This window comes from Pseudonocardia sp. (assembly GCF_025465255.1).
Lineage (GTDB): Bacteria > Actinomycetota > Actinomycetes > Mycobacteriales > Pseudonocardiaceae > Pseudonocardia.
In genome coordinates this window covers 66,306-74,833 of record NZ_JAODNI010000061.1, presented here as the reverse complement: position 1 = coordinate 74,833, position 8,528 = coordinate 66,306, and the positions used below count along the sequence as shown (strand labels likewise).

The following is an 8,528-nucleotide window of genomic DNA, read 5'->3' as shown; positions in this document are numbered from 1 at the left end:
TCAGAGCGCGACTCGCGGGGATTCGGATGCCGACTCGCGGCGGTCCGCGGCGCGGGAGGCGAGGCCCATGGCCAGGGCGACGAGGGCGAGGGCGGCCCCCACGAAGGCCGGAGCGGTGTAGTCGTGGCCCGTGGTGAGCAGGACGGCGCCCAGCGCCGGGCCGAGCGTGTTCCCCACGTTGAACGACGACGTGTTGGTGGCGCGAACGAGCCGGGAGTTCAGGCCGTGAGCGTCGTCGACCACAGCTCCTCGCCCCGCTGCCCACGCAGCGTCGCCCGCAGCTCCCGCCCGCCGGGCGCGACCTCCAGCTCGCCGAAGTTCTGGAACCCGTCGAGCGGCGAGGTGTTCTGCGCGGGCGGCGGCTGCACGAACACGGCCTCCGGGCCGAGCGAGGGATCCAGGTCGCCGGGCCCGAACGCCCCGGCATGCAGCGGCCCGGACACGAACTCCCAGAACGGGTCGAAGTCCTGAACCGACGCACGCTCGGGCGAGTAGTGGTGCGCGGCGGTGTAGTGGACGTCCGCGGTCACCCAGACGACGTTGCGGACCTTCCGCCGGTGCAGCCCCTGCAGCACCCCGGCGATCTCCGACTCGCGCCCGCTCGGTGCTCCCGGGACGCCGTTCGCGACAGCCTCCCAGGCACCCTGGCCGTCCGCGACGCAGAGCCCGAGCGGCATGTCGGCCTGCACGATCTTCCAGGTCGCCCGGCTGGAGGCGAGCCCGTCGACGAGCCAGCGGGCCTGCTCGGCGCCGAGGATGTGCCCGTCCGCGCCGGTGTTCGGCCCGTTCGCGTCCCGGTAGGTGCGCATGTCCAGGACGAAGATCTCGACGTGCGGGCCGTACGGGATCCGCCGGTACACCCGCCCGTCGACGGCCCGGCGCGGGTCCAGCGGCACCCACTCGTGGAACGCCTGCGACGCGCGCTCGGCCAGGACGTCGACGCGCTTCTCCGTGTACTCGGGCAGGGCCAGGATCTCCCCGGGGTACCAGTTGTTCAGCACCTCGTGGTCGTCCCACTGGTTGATCTGGGCGACGGACGCGGCGAACGCGCGCACGTTCTCGTCGAGCAGGTTGTAGGCGAACTGCCCGCGGTACTCCGTCAGCGTCTCGGCGACCTTCGACTTCTCGGGCGTGACGACGTTCCGCCAGGTCCGGCCGTCGGGGAGCGTCACGCTCTCCTTCAGCGGCCCGTCCGAGTAGACGGTGTCCCCGCTGTGCAGGAACAGGTCCGCGTCCCGGGCGGCCATCGCGGAGAAGATCCGCATCCCGCCGATGTCCGGGTTGATCCCCCAACCCTGCCCGACGACGTCGCCCGACCAGAGCAGCCGGACGCGCTCGTCCCCGCCCGGCTGGGTCCGGAAGACGCCGGTCAGCGGCTCGCTCGCCGTGCGGCCGTCGAGATCCTCGGCGGTGACGCGGTAGTGCGTGGTCCGGGCCGCCGCGGGGACACGGACCCGGCCGGTGAGGTCCGTGTCCGGGGTCAGGACCGGGCCGGGGATCCGCCGGGCGCGACGGAACTCCGGGTTGTCCGCGATCTCGACGACCATCCGCGACGGCCGGTCGGCGCGGGTCCAGACGAGCCCGGATCCCGGCAGCACGTCGCCGGCCTGGACCCCGTGCGTGAGGACCGGCCGCGCGCCGCGGTGCACGAGTGGCGCCGCGGTGCCGCGAGACGGGAGCGCGAGTGTGGCGGTGGCCGCCGAACCGGCCACCGCGGCGGTCCGGAGGAGGGTACGTCGGGAGAACGGGGAACTCATACGACCTGACATAACCCGTTCGAGTGATCACGTTCCGGAGCGCAGGGCGACGTCCGGGTGAACACCCGGCGACGTGATCCGCGTACCGCCGGTGGTCCGCAGTACCTTCGGGCATGCCCGAACCGAGCACCGCGACGTTCTCCCCCGAGGTCGTCGAGTTCCTGAGCCACGGCACCCGCACCGGGAAGCTGGCCTACACCGCGTCGGACGGACGGCCGCTGATCGCGCCGATCTGGTTCCTCGTGGAGGACGGCACGCTCGTCTTCACCACCGGGAAGGACACGGCGAAGGCCAAGGCGATGCGCCGGGATCTCCGGGTGGCGCTGGCCGTGGACCTGGAGGAGCCGCCGTACGCGTTCGTGCAGGTGCAGGGGGTCGCGGAGCTGAGCGAGGACCCGGAGGAGCTGCTGCGCACCGCCACCGCGCTGGGCCGGCGCTACGTGGGCGCGGAACGCGCCGAGGAGTTCGGGAAGCGCAACGCGGTCCCCGGCGAGCTGGTGGTCCGGCTGCGGCCGACGAAGGTCATCGCCGTGATGGACATGACGGCCTGAGCCGGCCCGCACCCGGGAGCGTCAACCGCGGGCGTCCTGGTCGTTGGCCGGGACCCCGCGCTCGGTGTCCGCGTCCCAGCCCTCGGCGAGCTTGGACACCTTCCCCGCGTAGTCCCGCGCGGCGACGGCCGGATCGTCCGCCCGGCCCGCCGCCACCCCGATGAGGAACGCCGTGACGGGCGCCGCGGGGCGGCTGACCCCGTGCGCCACGTCCGACGTCATGTCGAGGACGAGATCGACGCTCGCGTCGCTGTCCAGGGCCCCTTCGAGGCCGAGCTCGCGGGCCACCGCGGTGACCCATTCGGACATGGCCTTCGCATCGTCACTCACGACGGGAACCTACCCGCGCGGCGCGGCTCCCATGCGCGGCGTTCAGCCGAAGAGCGCGGGGATCTTGATGACGAGCTGGTAGAGGCCGTAGAGGAACGGCAGGACCACCCACAGCCAGGCGATCACGACGAGCACGACCGGGGGCTTGCCGGTGGTGTCGGGGGTCGAGCTGCTCATGTCTGGGCCTCCGTCTTGTCCTCGGCCACGACCTCGTCCGGCTCGTGCCACTTCGCCGCGACCGGCCTGATCAGCTCGTTCGCCACGAAGCCGATCACCAGCAGGGTGATCATGACGGCGAACGCCGGCGTGTACTTCGCCGGACCGGGGACGTCCGAGCGGGCGTCCGCGATCGCGTTGACGACGATCGGGCCGAGCACGCCCGCGGTGGACCACGCCGTCAGGAGGCGGCCGTGGATCGCGCCGACCTGGTAGGTGCCGAAGAGGTCACGCAGGTAGGCCGGGACCGTGGCGAACCCGGCGCCGTAGAACGACAGGATCAGAATCGCGCAGACGATGAAGAGCGGCCTGCTGTGCTCGCCGACGAGCATGATCAGCACGTAGAGGATCGCGCCCAGCCCGAGGTAGAGGCGGTAGATGTTCTTGCGCCCCACCACGTCCGACACCGACGACCAGATGAACCGGCCGAGCATGTTGCCCAGCGACAGGATCGAGACGAAGGCGGTCGCTGCGGCCGCGATCGCCGCGCTGGGGGGCACCGTGTCGAAGAAGTCCCGGAAGATCTGGCTGGCCCGCTCCAGGATGCCGATGCCCGCCGTCACGTTGAAGCAGAGCACGACCCACAGCAGCCAGAACTGCGGGGTCTTGATCGCGTTGCGGGCCGAGACGTTGTTCGTGCTGATCATGGCGTGGGTCTTCTGGGCCGAGGGCTCCCAGCCGGCCGGCTTCCAGTCGTCCGCGGGAACCCGGATCAGCAGCCAGCCGAGCGACATGAAGATCGCGTAGGCGACGCCGTGGATGAGGAAGGCCAGCGCGATCCCGTGGGGATCGACCGAGGGCGCGGACGCCGACGCCCCGAACCTGCTCAGCATGGACGCCGTCCACGGGTTCGCGATGAGGGCTCCACCGCCGAACCCCATGATCGCGATGCCGGTGGCGAGGCCCGGACGGTCCGGGAACCACTTGATCAGCGTCGACACCGGCGAGATGTACCCGATGCCCAGGCCGATGCCGCCGACGCCGCCGTATCCCACGACGACCAGCCAGTACTGGCCCGTGTACACGCCCAGCGCGGCGATGAGGAAGCCCGCGACGAAGCAGGACGAGGCGACGACCATCGCCCACCGCGGCCCGTTCGCGTCGACCTTGGTCCCGAACAACGCGGCCGACAGGCCGAGCATCACGATGCCCAGGGTGAACGGCAGCGCGCTCGCCACGCCTCCGATGTGCATGCCCTTCTCGAGCGACGTCTTGAACGCGCTCCAGGCGTAGACCTGGCCGATCGACAGGTGGATGGCCAGCGCCGCGGGCGGGATCAGCCACCGGCTCCAACCGGGTGGGGCGACTATTCGCTCCCGCTCCAGGAATCCGGGCCTTCCCGACGCTTCTGCCATGACCGCCTCCGAGAACTTGTGACGCGCGCGAACCCTAAGCGATCTTGCGACGCGGCACCATTCGGAGGTACCCGTTCCATCCGCCGTGACCCGTCGGAGCCCCTCCGGACCTCGCGCCGGGCCGTGCTTTGCTGACAGGGTGACCGCTCCCCATCCCCTGCGCCCCCTGACGGGCACCCGGGTCGTCTCGTTCGAGCACGCCGTCTCCGTGCCCTACGCCGGCCGCCTGCTGGCCGATCTCGGCGCGGACGTGATCAAGGTCGAGCGCCCCGGCACCGGCGACTTCGCGCGCGGCTACGACGCGGCCTGCGGGGACGTCTCCTCCTACTTCGCCTGGATCAACCGCGGCAAGCGCTCTGTGGTGCTGGACCTCAAGGACGCCGACGGGCTCGCCGCCGCGCACCGGCTCGTCGACACCGCGGACGTCGTGCTGGCCAACCTCGGCCCGGGAGCGACCGCCCGCCTCGGCCTCGACGGCGAGACGCTCCGGGCGCGCCGGCCCTCGCTGGTGACGTGCGAGCTCACGGGCTACGGCGAGGGCGGCCCGTCGGCCGGGCGGAAGGCCTACGACGCGTTGATCCAGTCCGAGGCCGGGCTGCTCGAGATCACCGGCGACGGCCCGGTCACCGCCCGGGCGGGCATCTCCGTCGCCGACATCGCGGCCGGGGTCCAGGTGCAGTCCGCGGTGCTGGCCGCGCTGCTGCACCGGGAGCGGACGGGCGAGGGCGCGACGCTGCGGATCACCCTGCTCGAGGCCCTCACCGAGTGGATGCACCAGCCGATGCTCTACGCGCTCGGCACCGGGAAGGCGCCGACGCGCAGCGGCGGGCACCACCCGTCGATCGCGCCGTACGGGCCCTTCCCCTGCGCGGACGGCGCGGTGCACCTCGCGGTGCAGAACGAGCGCGAATGGCTACGGCTGTGCACCGTGGTACTCGGGGACGCGGCGATCGCCGTCGACCCGCGGTTCATGACGGTGCGGACGCGGGTCCAGCACCGCGAGGAGCTGCACGCCCTGCTCCACCAGCGCTTCGCCCTGCTCACCGCGGAGCGGCTCGGCGCGCTGCTCGACGAGGCGGACATCGCCTGGTCCGCGGTCGGGCACGTGGGCGAGCTGCCGCAGCACCCGCAGCTCGCGGCCCGGGGCCGGTTCGTGCCGGTCGCGGTGCCGGGCGGGGAGCCGGTCCCGATGACGGTGCCGCCGGTCGACTCGAGCGCCTGGCCGCCGCCGTCGTCGCCCGCGGTACCCGCCCTGGGCGCGCACACGGCGGAGGTCCTCGCGGAGCTCGGCTACGAGGAGAAGGAGATCGCCGCCCTGACGGCCGACGCCTGAGTGGCTCGAGCGTCAGTCTGCGCCGCTCGAGCCACTCAGGCGTCGGGGTCCCGCACGCACGAACGCCCGCCCCGCACGAGGCGGGACGGGCGTTCGGGTCGTGCTCGAGCTACGCGGAGCGCTCGCGGCGCTCCCGGCGCGGGGGCTGCCGCGGGACGATCGTCGGGTTGACGTTCTCCTTCACGGTCTCCCGCGTGACGACGACCTTCGCGACATCGTCCCGGCTCGGGATGTCGTACATGACCGGGAGGAGGACCTCCTCCATGATCGCGCGCAGGCCACGGGCGCCCGTGCCGCGCAGGATCGCCTGGTCCGCCACCGCGTCCATCGCGTCGTCGGTGAACTCCAGCTCCACGCCGTCCATCTCGAACAGCTTCCGGTACTGCTTCACCAGGGCGTTGCGCGGCTCGGTCAGGATCTTGACCAGGGCGTCCTTGTCCAGCGACGTCACCGAGGCGACGATCGGCAGGCGACCGATGAACTCGGGAATCAGGCCGAACTTGATCAGGTCCTCGGGGAGCGTCTCGGCGAAGTTCTCCGTGGACTCCAGGTCGTTCTTGGAGCGGATCTCAGCCCCGAAGCCCAGACCCCGGCGGCCCACCCGGTCGCTGATGATGCGCTCCAGGCCGGCGAACGCGCCCGCCACGATGAACAGCACGTTCGTCGTGTCGATCTGGATGAACTCCTGGTGGGGGTGCTTGCGCCCACCCTGCGGCGGCACCGAGGCGGTGGTTCCCTCCAGGATCTTCAGCAGCGCCTGCTGGACACCCTCGCCGGACACGTCGCGCGTGATCGACGGGTTCTCCGACTTGCGGGCGATCTTGTCGACCTCGTCGATGTAGATGATCCCGGTCTCGGCCCGCTTGACGTCGTAGTCCGCCGCCTGGATGAGCTTGAGCAGGATGTTCTCGACGTCCTCGCCGACGTAACCGGCCTCGGTGAGCGCCGTGGCGTCCGCGATCGCGAACGGCACGTTCAGCATCTTGGCCAGCGTCTGCGCGAGGTAGGTCTTGCCGCACCCGGTCGGGCCGAGCATCAGGATGTTCGACTTGGCGATCTCGATGCCGTCGCCGTCCGGCCCGCGCCCGTTCTTGTCACCGGCCTGGATGCGCTTGTAGTGGTTGTAGACCGCGACGGACAGCGTCCGCTTGGTCTGGCTCTGCCCGACGACGTACTGGTCCAGGAAGTCGTGGATCTCGGCGGGCTTCGGGAGCTCGTCGAGCTTCACGTCGCCGGCCTCGGCCAGCTCCTCCTCGATGATCTCGTTGCAGAGATCGATGCACTCGTCGCAGATGTAGACGCCAGGTCCGGCGATGAGCTTCTTGACCTGCTTCTGGCTCTTCCCGCAGAACGAGCACTTCAGCAGGTCACCGCCGTCACCGATGCGTGCCATGAGTGCAGACCCCAGTCCCATCCGGCGCGCCCACCGAGGGCGACGCCACTTCGTGACGGTACCTGCCCGACCCGCTTCCCGGGGAGCGATGAGTCGCTCCGGCGGACCACGTTTCGGCAGGCGGTCGAGAAACTGTTCGCGTCAAGCCGTGTCTCCGGCATCCACCAGGGTAGATGCCGGAGACCAGAACGGCAGTACCGAAAAATCAGCCGACAGCGGACAGCTTCCGGCTCTGGATGATCTCGTCGACGATCCCGTACTCCTTGGCCTCGGTGGCCGTGAGGATCCGGTCCCGCTCGATGTCGTCGTGCACCTGCTGGGACGTGCGCCCCGTGTGGTGCGCGAGCGTGCTCTCCAGCAGCGACCGCATTCGGGTGATCTCCGCGGCCTGGATCTCCAGGTCCGACACCTGGCCGTAGAAGCCCTCGGTGGCCGGCTGGTGGATCAGGATGCGCGCGTTCTGCACCGCGAGGCGACGCCCCGGGGTGCCCGCCGCGAGCAGGACCGCCGCCGCCGAGGCCGCCTGCCCGAGGCAGACGGTCTGGATGTCCGGGCGGATGAACTGCATCGTGTCGTAGATGGCCATCAGCGAGGTGAACGAACCACCCGGCGAGTTGATGTACATCGAGATTTCGCGGTCCGGGTCCGCCGACTCCAGGCACAGCAGCTGCGCCATGACGTCGTTGGCGGACGCGTCGTCGATCTGCACCCCGAGGAAGATGATGCGTTCCTCGAAGAGCTTGTTGTAGGGGTTGGACTCCTTGACCCCGTAGCTGGTGCGCTCCACGAAGGACGGGAGGACGTACCGGCTCTCGGGCATCTGGAAACCACTCACGGTCAGCTCCCGTTCCCGTTGGACGGCGAACCGGCGTCGGGCAGCTGACCGGCGCGGGAGATCACCTGGTCCACGAAGCCGTACTCGAGGGCCTCCTGCGCGGAGAACCAGCGGTCACGGTCGAAGTCCGCGGTGATCTTCTCGACGGTCTGGCCGGTGTGCCCGGCGATCAGCTCCGCCATCTCCTGCTTGTGCCGCCGGAACAGCTCCGCCTGGATGCGGATGTCCGACTCGCTGCCTCCCACACCGGCCGACGGCTGGTGCATGAGGATCTGGCAGTGCGGCAGCGCGTAGCGCTTGCCCCGGGTCCCCGCCGAGAGCAGGAACTGCCCCATCGACGCGGCGAGGCCCATCCCGTAGGTGGCCACGTCGCACTCGATGAACTCCATCGTGTCGAAGATGGCCATGCCCGCGGTCACGGATCCACCCGGGGAGTTGATGTAGAGCGAGATGTCCGCCGTGGCGTCCTCCGCGGAGAGCAGCAGCATCTGCGCGGCGATCCGGTTGGCGATCTCGTCGTCGACCTGCTGGCCGAGCACCACGATCCGCTGCGCGAGCAGCCGCTCGTAGACCGAGTCGCCCAACGTCATGCTCGCGGATGCGGAACGCATCTCGAGTCGGTCCTGCTGACTCACTTCACCCTGCCTTCTGCTGGCTCGCTCGGGGTAGTTCGGCCGATTCCGGGCCGACCCTACGCGGACGCGGTGACCCGCGTCCGCGAACGGGGAAGATGTTCGCCCACAGCGCAGCGAACACCG

At 70.6% G+C, this 8,528-nt stretch carries 10 protein-coding genes; 2 read left to right on the top strand and 8 right to left on the bottom strand.

Annotation, left to right across the window (positions count from 1 at the left end):
- A complete protein-coding gene (locus JWP64_RS06505; RefSeq protein ID WP_297493529.1) occupies window positions 1-243 on the bottom strand; it encodes a hypothetical protein in 243 nt (80 codons plus the stop codon).
- The gene (locus tag JWP64_RS06500; RefSeq protein ID WP_297493526.1) at window positions 219-1,757 is read right to left on the bottom strand and encodes an alkaline phosphatase D family protein; all 1,539 of its coding nucleotides are present in this window, start codon (window positions 1,755-1,757) and stop codon (window positions 219-221) included. The genes JWP64_RS06505 and JWP64_RS06500 overlap by 25 nt, the downstream gene beginning before the upstream one ends.
- Window positions 1,758-1,870: 113 nt before the next feature.
- Between JWP64_RS06500 and JWP64_RS06495 the strand changes: the two genes are divergently transcribed.
- Complete coding sequence (locus JWP64_RS06495) at window positions 1,871-2,308, top strand: PPOX class F420-dependent oxidoreductase (RefSeq protein ID WP_297493523.1); 438 nt, start codon at window positions 1,871-1,873, stop codon at window positions 2,306-2,308.
- A 21-nt stretch (window positions 2,309-2,329) separates the two neighbouring features.
- Here JWP64_RS06495 and JWP64_RS06490 read toward each other — a convergent pair whose 3' ends face one another.
- From JWP64_RS06490 to JWP64_RS06480, 3 genes are read right to left on the bottom strand one after another with little or no spacing between them, the layout of a single operon-like run.
- Window positions 2,330-2,638 carry a DUF6457 domain-containing protein gene (locus JWP64_RS06490; RefSeq protein WP_297493521.1) on the bottom strand — a complete coding sequence of 103 codons (309 nt, stop codon included), beginning with the start codon at window positions 2,636-2,638 and terminating at the stop codon, window positions 2,330-2,332.
- 42 nt (window positions 2,639-2,680) lie between these two features.
- On the bottom strand, window positions 2,681-2,815 hold the full coding sequence (locus JWP64_RS06485; RefSeq protein ID WP_297493519.1) for a hypothetical protein: 135 nt from the start codon (window positions 2,813-2,815) through the stop codon (window positions 2,681-2,683).
- On the bottom strand, window positions 2,812-4,209 hold the full coding sequence (locus JWP64_RS06480; protein WP_297493517.1) for an OFA family MFS transporter: 1,398 nt from the start codon (window positions 4,207-4,209) through the stop codon (window positions 2,812-2,814). Before JWP64_RS06480 ends, JWP64_RS06485 begins: the two co-directional genes overlap by 4 nt.
- 139 nt (window positions 4,210-4,348) lie before the next feature.
- Here JWP64_RS06480 and JWP64_RS06475 point away from each other — a divergent pair, with 139 nt between their 5' ends.
- A complete protein-coding gene (locus JWP64_RS06475; RefSeq protein WP_297493514.1) occupies window positions 4,349-5,542 on the top strand; it encodes a CaiB/BaiF CoA-transferase family protein in 1,194 nt (397 codons plus the stop codon).
- Between the two features lie 109 nt (window positions 5,543-5,651).
- Here JWP64_RS06475 and clpX read toward each other — a convergent pair whose 3' ends face one another.
- The 3 genes from clpX to JWP64_RS06460 all read right to left on the bottom strand — a co-directional run bounded on the left by clpX (window position 5,652) and on the right by JWP64_RS06460 (window position 8,381).
- The gene (clpX, locus tag JWP64_RS06470) at window positions 5,652-6,935 is read right to left on the bottom strand and encodes an ATP-dependent Clp protease ATP-binding subunit ClpX (protein ID WP_297493511.1); all 1,284 of its coding nucleotides are present in this window, start codon (window positions 6,933-6,935) and stop codon (window positions 5,652-5,654) included.
- A gap of 205 nt (window positions 6,936-7,140) precedes the next feature.
- Window positions 7,141-7,770: an ATP-dependent Clp protease proteolytic subunit gene (locus tag JWP64_RS06465; RefSeq protein WP_297493509.1), complete on the bottom strand. Its 630-nt coding sequence runs from the start codon at window positions 7,768-7,770 to the stop codon at window positions 7,141-7,143.
- A 2-nt stretch (window positions 7,771-7,772) separates the two neighbouring features.
- The gene (locus JWP64_RS06460) at window positions 7,773-8,381 is read right to left on the bottom strand and encodes an ATP-dependent Clp protease proteolytic subunit (RefSeq protein WP_297493506.1); all 609 of its coding nucleotides are present in this window, start codon (window positions 8,379-8,381) and stop codon (window positions 7,773-7,775) included.
- Between the last annotated feature and the right edge of the window lie 147 nt (window positions 8,382-8,528).

Coding starts and splice junctions, on each gene's coding strand:
- JWP64_RS06500 (WP_297493526.1), bottom strand. CDS start 1,757: ATGAGTTCCCCGTTCTCCCGACGTACCCTCCTCCGGACCGCCGCGGTG.
- JWP64_RS06485 (WP_297493519.1), bottom strand. CDS start 2,815: ATGAGCAGCTCGACCCCCGACACCACCGGCAAGCCCCCGGTCGTGCTC.
- clpX (WP_297493511.1), bottom strand. CDS start 6,935: ATGGCACGCATCGGTGACGGCGGTGACCTGCTGAAGTGCTCGTTCTGC.
- JWP64_RS06480 (WP_297493517.1), bottom strand. CDS start 4,209: ATGGCAGAAGCGTCGGGAAGGCCCGGATTCCTGGAGCGGGAGCGAATA.
- JWP64_RS06495 (WP_297493523.1), top strand. CDS start 1,871: ATGCCCGAACCGAGCACCGCGACGTTCTCCCCCGAGGTCGTCGAGTTC.
- JWP64_RS06460 (WP_297493506.1), bottom strand. CDS start 8,381: ATGCGTTCCGCATCCGCGAGCATGACGTTGGGCGACTCGGTCTACGAG.